This window comes from Streptomyces graminilatus (genome assembly GCF_001418565.1).
GTDB classification, from domain to species: domain Bacteria; phylum Actinomycetota; class Actinomycetes; order Streptomycetales; family Streptomycetaceae; genus Streptomyces; species Streptomyces graminilatus.
Genome location: NZ_LIQQ01000124.1, coordinates 1 through 16,768 on the forward strand (window position 1 = coordinate 1; position 16,768 = coordinate 16,768).

Consider the following 16,768-nt stretch of genomic DNA (forward strand, 5'->3'; position numbering starts at 1 on the left):
GGGAAGGTGTGGGGAGGGCGTGATCGTAACTTGCCATCCCACATCGTGGGCCATCTGTTCATGTACTGGACACATGCGGCCGTCGCGACCCGCCGTCGACTAGCGTCGGGGCATGACCAGCGAGACCAGTGAGACCAACGAGAGCCGCGAGACCAGCCCGAGCGGCGGTGTCTCCCCGTCCTCCCGTTCGGCCTTCTCCGCCGCCCTGTCCTCGGGCGTGCCGCTCGTCCTCGACGGCGGGATGTCCAACCAGTTGGCGTCCGCCGGGCACGATCTGAGCGACGAGCTGTGGTCGGCGCGGCTGCTCGTCGAGCAGCCCGAGGCGATCGTCGACGCGCACCTCGCCTACTACGAGGCGGGCGCGGACGTCGCGATCACCTCCAGCTACCAGGCGACTTTCGCCGGCTTCGCCAAGCGGGGCATCGGCCGGGAGCGGGCCGCCGAACTGCTCGCGCTGAGCGTGGAGTTGGCCCGCGAGGCGGCGCGCCGGGCGAAGACGGAGCGGCCGTTGTGGGTGGCGGCGTCCGTCGGCCCGTACGGGGCGATGCTCGCGGACGGCTCCGAGTACCGGGGCCGGTACGGGCTGAGCGTGGCGGAGCTGGAGCGTTTCCACCGGCCTCGGGTGGAGGTGCTGGCCGCCGCCGGGCCGGACGTCCTGGCCCTGGAGACGATCCCCGATGTCGACGAGGCCGACGCCCTGCTGCGCTCGGTGCGCGGGCTCGGCGTGCCGGTCTGGCTGTCGTACAGCGTGGCCGGGGAGCACACCCGGGCCGGGCAGCCGCTGGCGGAGGCGTTCGCACTGGCCGCCGAGGCGGACGAGGTCGTCGCGGTCGGCGTGAACTGCTGTGTGCCCGAGGACGTGGAAGGCGCCGTGGAGCTGGCCGCCCGGGTGACCGGCAAGCCGGTCGTGGTCTACCCGAACAGCGGCGAGGTCTGGGACGCCGACGCCCGTGCCTGGACCGGCAGTTCGACCTTCACCACCGGCCAGGTCACGGGCTGGCGGGACGCGGGGGCACGGCTGATCGGCGGCTGCTGCCGGGTGGGGCCGGAGGCGATCACATCGATCACCGACACGCTGCGGTGACGACGTGCGTGACGGCCGTGTACGTGACGTACGCGGCGCGCCTCCCGTGGGGACCGGTTGCCGGTCAGCGTCGCGGGGCGTCTCCTGGGTGACGGAGTCGGCGTACGACCGACAGCGGTTCCGCACCCCGTAGGGGCAGCCTGGGCCGGGTGGCCGGTCCGGGGGCGGGGGCCGGGGTCGCGGAGGCCGGGTCGTCCGCCGCCCACAGGGCCAGTTCCCGGTCCCGTGGGCCTTCCACCGTGTGCGGCTCGCCGTCGCTGAAGATCCGCACCGGGTGCGAGGGGTCCCAGGGCTGCCAGCCCGGGTCGCCGTCGACCGCGAAGCGCACCCATGCCGAGTGCATGGCCCCGGCGAGTTCCTCCGGGGCGCCCTCGCCCGCCAGCTTGGCCGACTCGGGGGCCCGGTGGGTGTCGAACACGAATCCCAGTTCGAGGGCGTGGCAGGCGCCCAGGTCCGGCTTGGCGGACGGCCAGGCGAACTCGTACACATACGCGCTGCCGCCATCGCCGTCACCCTCGGCCCGGGTGTCCGCGAGCCGGTGCAGCGGTACGCGGAGCAGGTGGTCGGTGACGAGCTGGCCGACGAGATCGGCCGTGCCCGCGTCGGGGTGCAGGGCGCGGTAGCCGCGCGGGACCTCGGGGCCGCAGCGGCAGCGGGCCATGGCGCCGGCCTGGGCGACCGGACCGAGCCGGTCGACGCGCTCCAGGAGTCCGCCCGGGACCAGCCACAGCCGGTACTCGTCCCGGGTCCAGCCCAGGAGCAGGTCGACATCGGCGGCGGCTCCCTCGACGAGGGCCTCCAGGGGGTCGCGGGGTACGAGGTCGCCGTCGACGACGATGCCGAAGGCGGGCCCGCCCAGCACCGGGCTGCTCAGCCGGCCGACCTCGCCCTGGACGCGCAGCAGCAGCTCCCGGTCGACGGCGGCGAAGGCCTCGGCGGTCGCCGGGATCTTGAGCCGGGTCGCCATCCGGCGCACCATCCGCCGTACCTTGTCGCGGTCGCTCGCCTCGGGCGGCCCGCTCTGAAGCACCGCCCGCCGGAAGAGCCCCTGAGCGCGGGGAGCGGCGAGCAGCGCGCCGATGCTGATCGCGCCGGCCGACTGGCCGAAGACGGTGACCCGGTCGGGGTCGCCGCCGAAGGCCGCGATCGACGCCCGCACCCACTCCAGCGCGGCCAGCTGGTCACGGAGGCCCGGGTTCGGGGGCGCGTCCGGGAAGAGACCGTAACCCTCCACGCCCAGACGGTAGTTGACCGAGACGAGGACCACGCCGTCGCGGGCGAAGGCGCCGCCGTCGTAGACGGGCACGGCCGAGGAGCCGCGGGTCAGGGCGCCGCCGTGGAACCACACCATGACGGGGAGCCGGGCCCCGCGTCCGGGCTCCGGTGTCCAGACGTTGAGGTTGAGGCAGTCGTCGCCGGGCACCACCGGGTCGGACAGCAGCCGGGCGAAGACCTCGGAGTACGGCGGTTTCGGCGCGGTGGGACCGAAGCGGTCCGCGTCGCGGACCCCGTCCCAGGGGGTGGGCGGCACGGGCGGACGGAAGCGGCGGGGGCCGAAGGGCGGAGCGGCATACGGAATGCCTCGGAACACGGCGATCCGGCCGCCCCCGCGCCCACCGACGTGCCCGTTGCCCTCGGGGCGCTCGTATCTGCCGCGGACGTCCCCGTAGGGCGTACGTACGACGGGTCGCGTCGACTCGTCCGTCATCTGCCCACCAGCTCTCTCGCCGCCGCTCGTGAACCGTTCAGATCAGAGCAACACATGACCTGCGGGTATTCCCGCCGACGGAGCCGTTCACAGAGCCATTCGGTGGGTGATCGGGCGGCTGCCCGGCGTACACGTGCGACGGCCGTCCTCGCGCGGACACGTCCGATTCCTTCAAGACCGGCCACCGGTGACCCGCCTAGCGTGGCCGCATGACGACTTCACCACCGACACCACGACCGACGACCCCACGTCCCACCCCGCGGTTCGACGCCATCGGGATCGTCACCGCCGATCTCGCCGCGTCCCTCGCGTTCTACCGGCGGCTCGGGCTCGACTTCCCCGAGGGGGCCGAGCAGCAGCCGCATGTCGAGGCGCAACTGCCGGGTGGGATGCGGCTGTTGTTCGACACCGAGGAGACCGTCCGGTCCTTTCACCCCGGGTGGCGTCCGCCCAGCGGCGGCGGCCGGATCGGGCTGGCCATGCTGTGCGGCTCCCCCGCCGAAGTCGACGCCCTGTACGAGCAGTTGGTGGGCGCCGGATATCGGAGCGAGCTGAAGCCGTGGGACGCCGTATGGGGCCAGCGGTACGCGTGCGTGCTCGACCCCGACGGCAACGGGGTCGACCTCTTCGCGGCGCTGGACCGGCCCCCGCCTCACCCGGCGAGTAGCCGGCCCAGCGGCATCCCCGCCAACTCCCGTACGTCACGGGAGAGGTGGGCCTGGTCGGCGTAGCCCGCGCGAGTCGCCGTATCGGCGAAGGGCACCCCCTGCCGGGCCAGGGCGAGGGCGCGCTGGAGGCGGAGGACACGGGCCAGCGTCTTGGGTCCGTAGCCGAAGGCGGCGAGGGAGCGGCGATGCAACTGGCGTGCGCTCAGGCCGAGTTCGTCGGCGGTACGGGCGACCGGGCGGCCTGCCCACAGGGCCACGACCAGGCCGGTGAGCAAGGGATCGGGCGGCGGCGCCAGAGCGGCCATACGCAGCGCCAGCTCCTCCAGCCCCGTCGCCGGGTCGGCCGCAGCGTGGACACGGGCCGCCAGGCGTCGCGCCTCGGCCGCTCCCCACAGCTCGGCCAACTCGACGCGCCGGTCCCGGAGTTCGTGCGCGGGCACGCCCAGCAGGGCCGGCGCCGTGCCCGGGTGGAAGCGGACGCCCGCCCAGTGCGCGGGGGCGCCCTCGGGGACGTACGGGCGGGTGTCGGGTCCCGCGACCAGGAGCCGGCCCTCGCTCCACAGCAGGTCCATACAGCCGTCGGGCAGGACGGGCCATGTGTCGCAGGGCCCGGCCGGGGTCTTCGTCCACACCGTCGCGCCCGGCAGCAGGGAGGGCCGTTCCTCATACACGTACGACACGCTACGCCGCCCGGCGCCCTCGTCCACCTGGGCCCGTCGTCCGGATCACGCCGCCTTCGGGCCGGGGCGGCGCATCGGGGCCGGCGAAGGGGGGTGCGGCGCGGAGGGCGGGAGACGACACCGGTCCGCCACCGGGGGCCTGCGTGCCACACCTCGCACACCTCGCACGGCCCAGGCGCGCGCTGGAGGACGGCCGTGGGCCCGGAAACGGGAGAGGATCCGGCCGACGGGCGCGGACCCGGACGACGGCAGGGTGACACCGATCCCGATCCGGGAGACTGCGTGGCGCCCCGCGCGGCCCAGGCGCGCCCTGGTGGACGTCGTCACGGCCGCGCCGGTGTCCGGGGAGCGGTATGCGGGGCGGACGTTGGAGCCGACCGGGCCTCGGCTGCCGAGCTTCCGGGAGGCGGTCGCGGAGATCGCCGCGGTGACCGGCAGCGAACTGACGTGGAGGTCTTCGAGGGGCTCCTCGACGGCCACGGCTCCCGCCTCACGGACGTCGTCCGGCAGATCCTCGGCCGTGAGCCGCGCGAGTCTCCGACTTCGTACGGGAGAACGCGGCGGCCGGCGTCTGGAAGGCGTGACACAGGACGGCGTGAGACCGGAAGGGGCGAGACCGGCAGGGGCGGGCGGACATCACCGCACCGGCCCGTTCTCCGTCACTTGTCGGAGGGCGGGCCCTCCGCTGCCTTGGGCGTGCTCTTCGCGTGGGTCCGCAGCCTGGACGTCACGTCCTCCGGGGGCAGGAAGCGCGACCAGCGTTCCGGGAACTCGGAGGGCATGTCGCAGTCGTCGGGGTCATCGTCGTCGTGCTCGTGGGCGTGGATGGCGGCCATCCTGGCGACGTACTCGGCGGCCTCCTCCTCGCGGATCCGTTCGTTGGCGGCCCGTGCGGCGGCGGTGGAGGCGGCCGGCCAGACACGGTCGATCGCCGCGTTGACGGCGGCCCCGACGAGCACCGCGAACGCGGACACCCCGACCCACAGCAGGACGGCGACAGCGGCGGCGAGCGAGCCGTAGATCGTGGCGCCCTCGATCGTCTTGGTCAGGTAGATGCGCAGCAGGAAGCTGCCGAGCACCCACATCGCGAGGGCCATCAGCGCGCCCGGCACGTCCTCGATCCACGGTGAGCGCACCGGGACCGACACATGGAACAGCGTCGTCAGGAAGGCGATGGACAGCAGGATGACGACAGGCCAGTACAGGATCTGTACGAGCGTCTCCGACCAGGGCAGGACGTTGAGTACGGCGTCCGGGCCCGCCACCATCAGCGGCAGCGCGACCGAGCCGATCAGCAGCGCCACCACGAACAGTACGAAGGCGACGAGCCGGGTCTTGACGATGCCCCGGACGCCGTCGAGGCCGTACATCACGGTGATCGTGTCGATGAAGACGTTCACCGCGCGCGAGCCGGACCAGAGGGCGAACAGGAACCCTATGGAGATGACGTCGGGCCTGCCGCCCTTCATCACGTCGTTCAGGATCGGCTGGGCGATCTCGGTGACGCCCTTGTCGGACAGGACCGTGCGGGACGCCTCCAGGAGGTTGGTCTCCAGGCTGGTGATGGTGTCGGTGCCGGTCCAGTCGTCGACGTAGCCGAGCAGCCCGATCAGGCTCAGCAGCAGGGGCGGCACGGACAGCAGCGTGAAGAAGGCCGCCTCGGCCGCCAGACCCAGGATCCGGTACTCGATGCACGAGTTGACGGTGTCCTTGAGCAACAGCCAGGCGGTCCTGCGCTTGGAGACGTTCCGGTAGAGAACGCGCGCGCGATGGAGTCGGCCGCTGGGGCTCTCGGGAAGTTCACTTGCTGCCTGCACGCCCTAACGGTATCGGGCGGGCGCCACCCCTCTCACCCTCCGGTGCCTCGCTCAGGGCGCAGCGCCCGTACGCCGCTCTCTTCCCTCTGTTCCCGTGACGGCAGAAAACGATTTTCACCACCGGCGGCGGTACGCCCCGGGCCGGCCGCGGCTCGCTCGCCGCGGTCACCGCCCGCCCGCCGGCCGTCGGCCTGACCGGACTGCTGCTGGGCTGTGCCGCCAACGCGGGCGGACTCGAAGCCGACGTCCTCCTGGCCTTCTCCGCCCTGCTGTTCCTGCTCGCCCTGCCCCCGCTGACCCTGCGGGCACGGACTCCGGCCTGCCTCGCTCTCGCCCTGGGCGTGGTCGCGCCGTTCCTCGTCCACCTGCTCCGGGGGGCGCTGCCCGAACCCGCCTTCGACGGTGCCCCGCTGTGCGGCGAGCACGACCTGGCGCCCCTGGCCTCCGGCGAAGGCGGCCCTCTCGCGGCCGGCCCGACCGCACCCGTCCGACCGGCCCGGCCTCGCCCGACCGGCGCCACGGCACGGGGTGCGGCGCGGCGGGAATCCGCCGACCGGCACCGTACCGGGGGATAGATTTCCCGTATGGCTGCCAGCACCCACACCGTGACCAACCAGGTGCCTCCCCTGGTCGGATATGACCTGTTCACCGCCGACAAGGCCCTGGTCGCGGCCGTCGAGAGGCACCTGGACCCCGGGCTTCTGGACGGAGCCCGGGACGACCTGTCCACGCTGGGCCGGTCCGCCGGATCCGCGCAGGTGCAGGAATGGGGAGCGCTCGCCAACGACAACCCCCCGAAGCTGCGGACGCACGACCGGTACGGCAACCGGATCGACGAGGTGGAGTTCCATCCGGCCTGGCACCGGCTGCTCGGCAAGGGCGTCTCGGCCGGGATGACGGCGGCCTGGACGCGGCCGGGCGGGCATGTGCGGCGGGCCGCGGCGTTCGTGGTCTGGTCCCAGGCCGAGGCGGGCCACGGCTGCCCGCTGTCGATGACCCACGCGGCGGTGCCCGCGCTGCGCACCGACCCGGCACTCGCCGCCGAGTGGGAGCCCCGGCTGACGTCCACCGTCTACGAGAAGGAGCTCTGGCCGGCGGACCGGAAGGCCGGCGCGCTCTTCGGGATGGGCATGACGGAGAAACAGGGCGGCAGCGACGTACGGACCAACACGACCGTCGCGAGGCCGCTCGCCGAGGACGGTACGTACAAGCTGACGGGCCACAAATGGTTCTGCTCGGCGCCCATGTCGGACGGCTTCCTGGTGCTGGCCCAGGCGCCCGGCGGGGTGACCTGCTTCCTGCTGCCCCGGGTCCTCGCGGACGGTACGCGCAACGAGTTCCGGATCCAGCGGCTCAAGGACAAGCTGGGCAACCGGTCCAACGCCTCCGCCGAGGTCGAGTTCGACGGGACGTGGGTGCGCCGGGTCGGGGACGAGGGGCGCGGGGTGCGCACCATCATCGAGATGGTGTCGGCGACGCGGCTCGACTGTGTGCTGGGGGCCGCCGCGCTGATGCGGCAGGCGGTCGCCCAGGCCGTGCACCACTGCACGTACCGGGAGGCGTTCGGCGGGAAGCTCGTCGACAAGCCGCTGATGCGCAACGTACTCGCCGATCTGGCCCTGGAGTCGGAGGCGGCGACGACGCTCGCGCTGCGGCTGGCCGCCGCCTACGACGACGGCGGCGAGCGGGAACGGGCGTTCCTGCGGCTCGCGTTGCCGGCCGCCAAGTACTGGGTGACCAAACGCTGCACCCCACTGGTGGTGGAGGCGTCCGAGTGCCTGGGCGGCAACGGCTACGTCGAGGAGTCGGGCATGCCCCGGCTGCTGCGCGAGTCGCCGCTCAACTCGATCTGGGAGGGCGCCGGGAACGTACAGGCGCTGGATGTGCTGCGGGCGATCCAGCGGGAGCCCGCCGCCCTCAACGCGTTCCTCCAGGAGGTCGGGCAGGCACGCGGAGCCGACCACCGGCTGGACGGCGCCATCAAGGACCTGCTGACCGAACTCGCCGACCTGGCGGGCATCGAGGGCCGGGCGCGGCGGCTGGCCGAGCGGATCGCGCTGGTGCTCCAGGGATCGCTGCTGGTCCGGTTCGCGCCCCCGGAGACCGCCGACGCGTTCTGCGCCTCCCGGCTGGGCGGCGACTGGGGCAGCGCCTTCGGCACCCTCCCGCACACCCTGGACCTGGCGTCGGTCGTGGAGCGGGCCCGGCCGGTCGCGTAGGGCCTGTTGTGTGGCGGGGGTGGTGCCGCGCCGACACGGCACCACCCCCGCCCAACTGCCCCGCATCGATCGGGAGCACGGACGCCGCGCGGCGGCGTCGCCCAAGTTTCAGCCACCGCACGGCGGTTCACCAGGGTTGCAAGGGGTTGCAACTTGCTGGCATATGTGTGCGGACTGTGGTTCTCCGCGCCTCGGGGGCGGCACCATGAGAAATCGAGTCAATACGGGTCGGGAGGACAGCGTGGCGAATCCGCCGATGGACGTCGGGCGGCTTGTCGCCCGTGACGGGGCGCAGGCGGCTCGGCTGCTCAGTGACGTGCGCGCGGCCCGCCTCACCGGACAGCGGCCGCTCCTGGCGCCCCGGCCCGTGATCGACCAGTCCTGGGACCGGATGCTGCGCGGCGGTGTCGACCCGGACCACGACTTCCGGACCGGGCTGCTGACCCGCGAGGAGCTGGAGCGCCGGCGTGCGGCCTCCCGGCTGCGGCATGTCCTGCCGGTGCTGCGGCAGGGGCTGTTGTCGGTCGCGGACATCACCCGGCACATCATGGTCGTCGCCGACGAGGACGGCCGGGTGCTGTGGCGCGAGGGCTGTTCTCCGGTGCTGCGCAAGGCCGACTCGATCGGGTTCGAGCCGGGCGCCGACTGGGCCGAGGGCGTCGTCGGGACCAACGGTGTGGGCACTCCGGTGGTCGCCCGGCGCCCCGTACAGGTCTTCGCCTCCGAGCACTTCGTACGGTCCCACGCCACCTGGACGTGCACGGGCGCCCCGATCACCGATCCGCGTGACGGCACGCTGATCGGCGTGGTGGATGTGAGCGGCCCGCTGGAGACCATGCACCCGGCCACGCTCGCCTGGGTCGACTCGGTCGCCAAGCTCGCCGAGGCCCGGCTGCGGGAGTTGCACCACCGGTCGCTGGAGCGGCTGCGTACGGCGGCGGCGCCGGTGCTGGCGCGGCTCGGCGGGCGGGCCCTTGCGGTGGACCGGGACGGCTGGACGGCAGCGGTCACCGGTCTGCCGTACACGAGCCGGGTCGCGCTGCCCAAGTCGCTGTCGCCGGGCCGGTGTTGGCTGCCTTCGCTGGGGCTGTGCGCGGTGGAGCCGCTGGCGGGCGGCTGGCTGGTCCGCGTCGCCGCCGAGCCCGAGGGACGCGGCGACTCTCGGGTCGTGCTGGATCTGCGCGGGCCGCGCCGCTGGTCGGTGGCCGTGTCGGGCCCGGCGGGCTCCTGGGCGCACGAACTGAGTCCCCGGCACGCCGAGTTGCTGTATCTCCTGACCCTGCACCCGGCCGGCCGCAGTGCGGCGGGCCTGGCCGACGACCTGTTCTCGGACCCGGCCCGCACGGTGACCGTGCGCGCGGAGATGTCGCGGATACGCCGGTATCTCGGGTCGTTCCTGGAGCACCGTCCGTACCGCTTCGGCGAGGACACGGAAGTCACCGTCCTCCTGCCGGACGATCCCCGCGATCTGCTGCCCCACTCGACGGCCCCGTCCGTGGCCCGGGAACGGGTCCCGGGGTCCGGCGGGCGGGCGGCGGACGACGCACAGTGACCCGCACGTGACACCGGGGTGAGAAAACGTGTCCGAACGGCCCCCGGGTTCAACACAGGGGCAAGGATTCCGACGTATTCGACCAGGCCCGGCGCCCCCTGACGTACCATCCTTCCCACGGCCCCCCACACTGCGACCCGGGTTCAACGTACGGAACGCGAGCCGCAGTTGGCCTGCCTCGGGAGGATGAATGACGTATCGCGGCAGACACCGCAGGCAGAAGAGGGGCAGAGCGCTGCGCGGCGTGCTCGCCGGAACCGCCCTCGCCCTGACCGCCGCCGCCACCATCGTGAGCGCCTCCCAGGCTGTGAGCAGCGACAACCCGGGGCCCCTACGGTCCGTGACGTCCGCCGCCGAGCTGAAGGACTTCCAGCTCAAGGAGCATCTGGCTTCGAGGAGTTCACTCGACCGGCTGGCAACCTCCATGGGCGGCACGGTGGGTGTGAGCACCGTCCTGGAGCACACCAACCGCACGATGCGCGGCGCGACCCAGTGCGCCGCCACCGAGACCGGTGCGTTGCCCGTCGCCCCGACGGCCACCCGCGCGTACTGCTGGGACGAGGCCGACTCTGCCAGTCAGCGCTGGCTGCCGCAGTCCGTGACCACCTCGGGCGACGCGGACGAGGACGGCCGCTGGGGCGCCAACCGGGTGATCCTGTCCGGCTGGACGCACAACGACGCCAAACCGGACGAACCCGAGGTGTCCCGTGGTCTCGCGCGGGTCGCCGTCATCGACGCGAACGACCTGGCCGACATGACGTACCGCTGGGTGCTCCTGGTCGTCCCGACCGAGGACGGCTCCGACTACCGCAAGCTGTCCTCGTCTATCTCCGGCATGGTCTGGTACCAGGACAAGCTGCTGGTCACCGCCTCGACCACGGACACCGACCGCAGATCCCTGTACGTCTACGACCTGAACCGCATCCAGCGCGCCTCGGTCGACAGTCCGGCGGTCGGCCGGGTGGCCGGCGGCTGGTCGGCGCACGGGTACGGCTATGTCATGCCCGCCGTCGCCTCGTACAGCCTGACCGGCGGCAGGTGCGATCCGTCCGCCGACGACCGCGTCCCCTGTTTCGGCTCCCTCTCGCTCGACCGCAGCTCCACGCCGGACAGTCTGGTGGCGAGCGAGTCGTTCGCGGCCGGGGCCGACCGGCGCAGCCGCCTGTGGCGCTACTCGTTCAGCACGGCGGGCGACCGCTCCGGCCTCCTCGCCGCCGACGCCCTGGGCCGGGTGAACGCGGTCGAGGCGTACTCGACGAAGGCCACCGGCATCCAGGGCGTGCTGTCCTACCGGTCGACGGGCGACGAGAAGGCGGACTGGTACGTCGGTCTCGCCAAGGGCGCCAAGGACCGCCACGGCACCCTGTGGCGCCTGGACTCCGACGGCGCGAAGGCGGCCCGCTGCGGCCCGGACGACGAGTCCCGCCGCTGCTGGGGCGAACACGCCGAGTCCCTCTCCTACTGGGAAGGCACGGGCGAACTCTGGTCCCTGACGGAGTGGGCGGCGGACGCGCGGTCGGGCTGGCACGGAACACCGGTCCCGGAACGGATCCTGTACGCGGTACCGCTGTCGTCGATCACCGGTTCGCTGAAGTAGCGAGGGATTCGGGCAGGGTGCACTGAGGTAGGTCGGAGGTGCGCGCAGCGCCTCCGACAGGGGCGCGGGACTGTATCCGATCCGCGGCTCGACAGCGCCCCGCTTTAGGGGCGCGGGGCTGTATGCGATTTGCGGCTCCGCCGCGTGGGCGCGACCAGCCCCCACCGGGCCGCACACGATGAACTACGTAGCGCTGCGCTCACTCACTTCCCGCAACTCCTGTTCCCCCGGCTCACTGGGCCGCCCCTCACGCAACAGCTCGCGCCAATGTTCCCGACTCCAGTCGGCCGGCGCACTCCCCCCGGTGAACTCCTCCACCAACGCCACGAACCGCGCCGGATCACTGTGGAACGGAAAATGCCCCGCCCCCTCAAAAATCTCCAGCCGACTCCCGGGCATCGCCTCATGCGCCCCATAGGCGTGCCGCACCGGCACCACACTGTCCCGGTCACCCCACAACAACATCGTGGGCATGCCCTCAGTGAGATAGCACCGGTCGAGCATGGTCACCACCTGCCCGCGCCAGTCGACCACCGCGCGCAGCGTACGGATGAAGGCGTTGCGCGAGGTCTCGTCGGGCAACGCGTCCACCAGAGTCAGCAACTCGGGCGCGTCCCGCCCCAGATCGGTGTCGAGAAGTTTCATCAGCCCTACGACGAGCCCCACTTGAAGCCGCATCCCTGGCAACCGCAGGGCGGACAGCACGAGATGGGCGCCCGGCAGCGACACCGCCCGCAGGACGGGGTTGACCTCACGGCCGACACCGCCCGCGCTGACGAGGATGAGCCGCTCGGTGCGCTCGGGGAACTGGTAGGCGAACTGCATGGCCACCCCGCCGCCGAGGGAGTGTCCGACGAGCGTCGCGGACTCGATGCCGAGGGTGGTGAGCAGATCGCGCACACCGTTGGCGTAGGCGGCCACCGAGTAGTCGGCGCGCGGCTTGTCGGAGGCGCCGTGGCCGAGCAGGTCGGGGGCGATCACGGTGTGGCTGCGGGCGAGGTCGGGGATCAGTTCGGCCCAGGTCGCCGAGGAGTCCCCGATCCCGTGGATCAGGACGAGGGCGGGGCCCTGGCCGGCCATCCGGAAGGCCCGGCGGTACCCGTGCACGACGCGGTACCGCAGTTCGAGTTCGCCGTCGCCGACCGGTCGCAGCCGCACGGCCCGTGCCGGTCCGCGCCGCGGGACGTCCGTCACGCGCCCACCTCCCCGCTTCCTGTGCCCCGGTTCGTTGCCGAAAGCCCTTTCCCACCCAGCGTAGAAACCCCGTTCCCACAAGGCGTTTCGAGGAGGTTTCACGTCCGCTAACCGGGCGAACCGAGGTGTGCGGAAGCGGGATTGTCAGTGGCGGGCGGCAAGCTGGGGGACGCAGGGATGAGCAGATGAGCAGAACTGACGCCGACATGGGGAGAGCCGTCCGATGCCGACCGCCGTACTGACCGACCGTGAGCGCACCGCCGTACAGGCCTACTTGCGGCTGCTGCACACCGTCCGCGCGGCCTTCGACATGCCGCCGGGCAGCCACCGGCCGCCCGTCGTACCGCCGGCCGTCCTCGCGGAGGCCGAGGCGGCCCTGGAGCGGGCGGGTCTGACGGGCAACGAGGAGCGGTTCTTCCGGTTGCTCAGACAGGCTGGTGCGGCACGCTGACCGCCGTCGCCAGCAGCCCGTGCCGCACGGTCCAGCGCCCGTCGAAGTGCCCGACCTCCCGGCCGTCGACGACCGGTCCGGGCACCAGCAGACGGGCCCGGAAGGTGCCGTACGGGTGCGGGCCCGGGCCGGTCGCCGTGAACGCTATGTCGGCCTCACTGAAGTCCAGCCACTTGCCGGTGAGCGGGAACCACGCCTTGTAGACCGCTTCCTTGGCGCTGAACAGCAGCCTGTCCCAGTGCACGGCGGGTCCGCCCGCGCCGGGGCCGGCGGCCGTCAGCGCGCGCAGGTGCGCCAGTTCGGTGGGCAGGGCCACCGAGTCGAGGACGCCCTCGGGCAGCGGCTGGTGGGGTTCGGCGTCGATGCCGATGGAGGCGAGGTCGGTGGCGCGGACCAGGGTGGCGGCGCAGTAGCCCTCGCAGTGGGTCATGCTGCCGACCAGTCCGGCCGGCCACTGCGGGGCGCCCCGCTCACCGGGGAGCACGGGCTGCGGCGGCACGCCGAGCTTCTCCATGGCCCGGCGGGCACAGGCGCGGACGAGGGTGAACTCGCGCACGCGCTTGGCCACCGCCCGGCTCACGAGCGCCTCTTCCTCGGGGTACAGCGTCATGTCCCCGAGCCCGCCGGCGCCGTACGCCGCGTCGAGCGTCTCGTCACCGTACGCTTCCACGGCCACCGCCGTGGCCGGAAGCAGCTCCTCGATCACCGGGTCCCGACCTCCATCGGCAGTATGCGGCGCAGCCTTCCCGGGTCTCCGGGGCGCTTCTGCCATTCGCGGGGATAGCCCACGGACACTTCTTCGAAGCGGACGCCCTCGTGCCAGGTGGTGCGAGGGATGTGCAGATGGCCGTAGACCATGGTCTTGACCCGGAACCGGCGGTGCCAGTCGGCGGTCAGCGTGGTGCCGCACCACATGGCGAACTCGGGGTGCCACAGCACGTCCATGGGGTGCCGGTCGAGCGGATAGTGGTTGACGAGCACCGTCGGCAGGTCCTCGGGCAGCTCGGCGAGCCGCCGCTCCGTCTCGGCCACCCGGGCGCGGCACCAGGCCTCGCGCGTCGGGTAGGGGTCGGGGTGCAGAAGGTACTCGTCGGTGCAGACGATGCCCGTGCTCTCCGCGTACGCGAGACCCTCCGCCTTGGTGGCGCAGCCCTTCGGCAGGAAGGAGTAGTCGTACAGGAGGAAGAGCGGCGCGACGGCCACGGGGCCACCGGGGCCCTCCCACACGGGGTACGGGTCCTCGGGCGTCGTCACACCCAGCTCACGGCACAGGTCGACCAGGTGTTCGTAGCGGGCGACGCCGCGCAGGGTGACCGGGTCCGAGGGGTGGGTCCACAGCTCGTGGTTGCCGGGCGCCCAGATCACCTTGCGGAACCGTCCGGCGAGGGTTTCCAGGACCCAGCGGATGTCGGCCACGTTCTCCGACACGTCGCCGGCGACCAGGAGCCAGTCGTCGTCCGTCTCCGGGCGCATCTGTTCGACCAAAGCACGGTTCTCGGAGTAGCCGATGTGCAGATCACTGATCGCCAGGAGCTGTCCGGCACCGCCGGCCGTCGTCTCCACTCCAGCCCCTTTCGTATCCGAACTCGACTTCCGCGAGCGCAGGTTCGGATCAACAAGAACACATCCCCGACAGCCCGACAAGTGTGAGCTTCCGCTCGTCGGAGGCCCTCTCCTCGCAGCTCACCGGCCGGGCCGAAGATCATTACAGGTGGGCACCGGGAGCACACAAGGCAACACACGGGGTACTGCTGTCAATTCCGTAACACGCGCGTAGCAGGAACAGGGCCTTCGGAGCCTTATGATCGCCTCAACACTTCCGCCAAGAACCCGGTTCGCACCCGGCGGCTTGTCGTGTTCCCAACTCTCCCCTGGCCGGGCTCGGCCCTTGCTTCGCCGTGCCCGTGAACCTTGAAAGGTGGCCCTGCATGGTCTCTCGCGTACGCGTCTGGCTGAACCGCACGTACGCGGAGAACGTGTTCTTCATGGAACAGCTGAGGAGAAATCCCAGCGACCGCGCGGTCGAGATTCACGCCACCCACGGGGACGCCGACTCCCCCGTCCTGGCCGCCGCCGACACCGCCGCCATGGAGCCCGAGGGCCTGTCCCCCGCCGCGTACGTGGAGTACGCGCTCGACCAGTGCGACCGCCGCGAGATCGACGTGTTCGTGCCCCGGCTGCACCAGGACGCGATCGTCGAGCACCGCGCGGACTTCGAGGCGGTCGGCACCAAGCTGCTCGCGCCGACGCCGGAGGCGGTGGCCGTCTTCCAGGACAAGGCGACCGCGTACCAGGCCGTCGAGGCCGTCGGAGTGCCGGTGCCGCCGTGGTGGCGGGTCCGCAGCGCCGACGAACTCCTCGCCGCTGTCGAGGAGTTGGAGGCCGGCGGCCACAAGGCGTGCTTCAAGCCGGCCGCGGGCGCGGGCGGGGTGGGCTTCCGGGTGATCACCCGCGCCCCCTTCTCGATGTCGCACCTCAACGGGTTCCCCTCCCCCTACGTCCAGTTGGACATGGTGCTCGACGTCCTGCGGAACACGGACGAGGACGTGGACTGGCTGGTGATGCCCCGTCTGGAGCAGCCGGAGGTGTCCGTCGACTGCCTCACCGGCCCCGACTCGCGCATCCGGATGGCGATCGGCCGCACCAAGAACGGCCGGCGGCGCGGCTTCACGCTCGACGAGGCCTGGCTGGAGCCCGCGCGGCTCATCGCCGAGGGCTTCGGGCTGCACCACCTGAGCAACATCCAGTTCCGGATGTACGAGGACCGGCCGGTGCTGATGGACGTCAACACGCGTCCCGCCGGCGGTCTGCACCAGCTCTCGCTGTGCGGCATCAACGCCCCCTGGGCGGCAGTGCAGTTGGCGCTCGGCGAGGACCCGGGCGACCTGGTGCCGCCGTTCCTCGGCCAGGACTACGCGGTGATCTCCGCGCCGCGCCCGGTACGCACGGTGTCGGCGCCCGCGGACGAGGTCCCGGCGCCCACGGTGTCCGCAGTACCGGCGCGTGCTACCGAGCAGCTGGTGTCGGAGACCGTCGAGACGTCCTCCACCGAAGCGGCGGCCGGAGCGGCTGCGGGAGCGTCGGCCTAGTCTTCTTCTGAGGCCTGGGCCAGGACCGACCGACAGGTCCTGGCCCAGGCCTTCCACGTCGGCCTGCGTGTACGGCGGATCCGTCGCCGGTCCGCCGTCGCGCTCGGCCAAATGGGTCGCGTGGCGTTCTCCCCCATCCGAGGATGGCGGTCATGCAGCGCATCGAGTTCGTGCACTTTCCCGTCAGCGACGATCCGTCGGCCCCGCTCCGGTGGGGCATGCGTGTCGGCGGCACGGATCTGCGTGTGCTTGTCGCCAAGGCCACCCGCCACCTCTGGCGCAAGGAGCACCAGAAGTGGACCGAGGCCAAGCAGGAGCGCTTTCTGCTCACCCAGCACATCGGCCTCTACGTCGAGGAGGTCGGCGACCCCTTACGCCACTTCCTCGGTGACCCCTCGCCCAGGTTCACCGATTCCTGTGCCGGCGCCACCCCGCTCCTCGGCTGCGTCTGCGGCGACTGGGCCTGCTGGCCGCTGCTGGCGCTCGTCACCGCCACCTCCGAGACCGTCACCTGGTCGTCCTTCCGCCAGCCCCACCGCGAACAGTGGGGCGAGCTGGACATGGGCCCGTACGTCTTCGACCGCACCGCCTACGAAGCCGCACTCGCGCACCCGGTCCGGCTCGACGAGGACCCGATCGGACCGGACCCGGACGAGATGCCCTGACCCGCGACCGGCCGGGCACGCGAAGGGCGGGCCGCACCGAGCGA

Annotated in this window: 16 protein-coding genes; 8 read left to right on the forward strand and 8 right to left on the reverse strand. The window is 72.3% G+C overall.

Annotated features, from left to right (window positions below):
• The first annotated feature begins 112 nt into the window (after positions 1–112).
• On the forward strand, positions 113–1,084 hold the full coding sequence (gene mmuM / locus AOK08_RS11780; protein WP_079053980.1) for a homocysteine S-methyltransferase: 972 nt from the start codon (positions 113–115) through the stop codon (positions 1,082–1,084).
• 64 nt (positions 1,085–1,148) lie between these two features.
• Here the strand turns inward: mmuM and AOK08_RS11785 are convergent, their stop codons facing one another.
• The gene (locus tag AOK08_RS11785; RefSeq protein ID WP_055525450.1) at positions 1,149–2,792 is read right to left on the reverse strand and encodes a carboxylesterase/lipase family protein; all 1,644 of its coding nucleotides are present in this window, start codon (positions 2,790–2,792) and stop codon (positions 1,149–1,151) included.
• Positions 2,793–3,001: 209 nt separating this feature from the next.
• On the opposite strand from AOK08_RS11785, the gene AOK08_RS11790 reads away from it, so the two are divergent.
• The gene (locus AOK08_RS11790; RefSeq protein ID WP_055525451.1) at positions 3,002–3,523 is read left to right on the forward strand and encodes a VOC family protein; all 522 of its coding nucleotides are present in this window, start codon (positions 3,002–3,004) and stop codon (positions 3,521–3,523) included.
• Here AOK08_RS11790 and AOK08_RS11795 read toward each other — a convergent pair.
• The 4 genes from AOK08_RS11795 to AOK08_RS45665 form a co-directional block, all read right to left on the reverse strand.
• The gene (locus AOK08_RS11795; RefSeq protein ID WP_055525489.1) at positions 3,445–4,131 is read right to left on the reverse strand and encodes a helix-turn-helix transcriptional regulator; all 687 of its coding nucleotides are present in this window, start codon (positions 4,129–4,131) and stop codon (positions 3,445–3,447) included. The genes AOK08_RS11790 and AOK08_RS11795 overlap by 79 nt on opposite strands.
• A gap of 54 nt (positions 4,132–4,185) precedes the next feature.
• A complete protein-coding gene (locus AOK08_RS48690; protein ID WP_055525452.1) occupies positions 4,186–4,620 on the reverse strand; it encodes a hypothetical protein in 435 nt (144 codons plus the stop codon).
• A gap of 179 nt (positions 4,621–4,799) precedes the next feature.
• Positions 4,800–5,957 (reverse strand): YihY/virulence factor BrkB family protein, encoded by a 1,158-nt coding sequence (locus AOK08_RS11805; RefSeq protein WP_079053981.1) that lies wholly within the window; start codon positions 5,955–5,957, stop codon positions 4,800–4,802.
• A gap of 32 nt (positions 5,958–5,989) precedes the next feature.
• Positions 5,990–6,382, reverse strand: coding sequence for a hypothetical protein (locus tag AOK08_RS45665; RefSeq protein ID WP_157876654.1), 393 nt, complete (start codon positions 6,380–6,382; stop codon positions 5,990–5,992).
• A gap of 159 nt (positions 6,383–6,541) precedes the next feature.
• On the opposite strand from AOK08_RS45665, the gene AOK08_RS11815 reads away from it, so the two are divergent.
• The 3 genes from AOK08_RS11815 (at position 6,542) to AOK08_RS11825 (ending at position 11,325) form a co-directional block, all read left to right on the forward strand.
• Positions 6,542–8,176 carry an acyl-CoA dehydrogenase family protein gene (locus AOK08_RS11815; protein WP_055525455.1) on the forward strand — a complete coding sequence of 545 codons (1,635 nt, stop codon included), beginning with the start codon at positions 6,542–6,544 and terminating at the stop codon, positions 8,174–8,176.
• A 256-nt stretch (positions 8,177–8,432) separates the two neighbouring features.
• Positions 8,433–9,728: a GAF domain-containing protein gene (locus tag AOK08_RS11820; RefSeq protein ID WP_055525456.1), complete on the forward strand. Its 1,296-nt coding sequence runs from the start codon at positions 8,433–8,435 to the stop codon at positions 9,726–9,728.
• A 190-nt stretch (positions 9,729–9,918) separates the two neighbouring features.
• Positions 9,919–11,325: a hypothetical protein gene (locus AOK08_RS11825; RefSeq protein WP_055525457.1), complete on the forward strand. Its 1,407-nt coding sequence runs from the start codon at positions 9,919–9,921 to the stop codon at positions 11,323–11,325.
• A 183-nt stretch (positions 11,326–11,508) separates the two neighbouring features.
• Here the strand turns inward: AOK08_RS11825 and AOK08_RS11830 are convergent, their stop codons facing one another.
• Positions 11,509–12,519: an alpha/beta fold hydrolase gene (locus AOK08_RS11830; protein ID WP_055525458.1), complete on the reverse strand. Its 1,011-nt coding sequence runs from the start codon at positions 12,517–12,519 to the stop codon at positions 11,509–11,511.
• A 223-nt stretch (positions 12,520–12,742) separates the two neighbouring features.
• Between AOK08_RS11830 and AOK08_RS11835 the strand changes: the two genes are divergently transcribed.
• Positions 12,743–12,970 (forward strand): hypothetical protein, encoded by a 228-nt coding sequence (locus AOK08_RS11835; protein WP_055525459.1) that lies wholly within the window; start codon positions 12,743–12,745, stop codon positions 12,968–12,970.
• On the opposite strand, the gene AOK08_RS11840 is transcribed toward AOK08_RS11835, so the two are convergent.
• Together AOK08_RS11840 and AOK08_RS11845 are read right to left on the reverse strand one after the other, a co-directional pair.
• Positions 12,945–13,676: a 4'-phosphopantetheinyl transferase family protein gene (locus AOK08_RS11840; RefSeq protein WP_055525460.1), complete on the reverse strand. Its 732-nt coding sequence runs from the start codon at positions 13,674–13,676 to the stop codon at positions 12,945–12,947. The genes AOK08_RS11835 and AOK08_RS11840 overlap by 26 nt on opposite strands.
• The gene (locus tag AOK08_RS11845) at positions 13,673–14,533 is read right to left on the reverse strand and encodes a metallophosphoesterase family protein (RefSeq protein WP_055525461.1); all 861 of its coding nucleotides are present in this window, start codon (positions 14,531–14,533) and stop codon (positions 13,673–13,675) included. Before AOK08_RS11845 ends, AOK08_RS11840 begins: the two co-directional genes overlap by 4 nt.
• A gap of 365 nt (positions 14,534–14,898) precedes the next feature.
• On the opposite strand from AOK08_RS11845, the gene AOK08_RS11850 reads away from it, so the two are divergent.
• Positions 14,899–16,059: an ATP-grasp domain-containing protein gene (locus AOK08_RS11850; protein WP_055525462.1), complete on the forward strand. Its 1,161-nt coding sequence runs from the start codon at positions 14,899–14,901 to the stop codon at positions 16,057–16,059.
• A gap of 152 nt (positions 16,060–16,211) precedes the next feature.
• Positions 16,212–16,724 carry a hypothetical protein gene (locus AOK08_RS11855; protein ID WP_241826922.1) on the forward strand — a complete coding sequence of 171 codons (513 nt, stop codon included), beginning with the start codon at positions 16,212–16,214 and terminating at the stop codon, positions 16,722–16,724.
• The last annotated feature ends 44 nt before the right edge of the window (positions 16,725–16,768 follow it).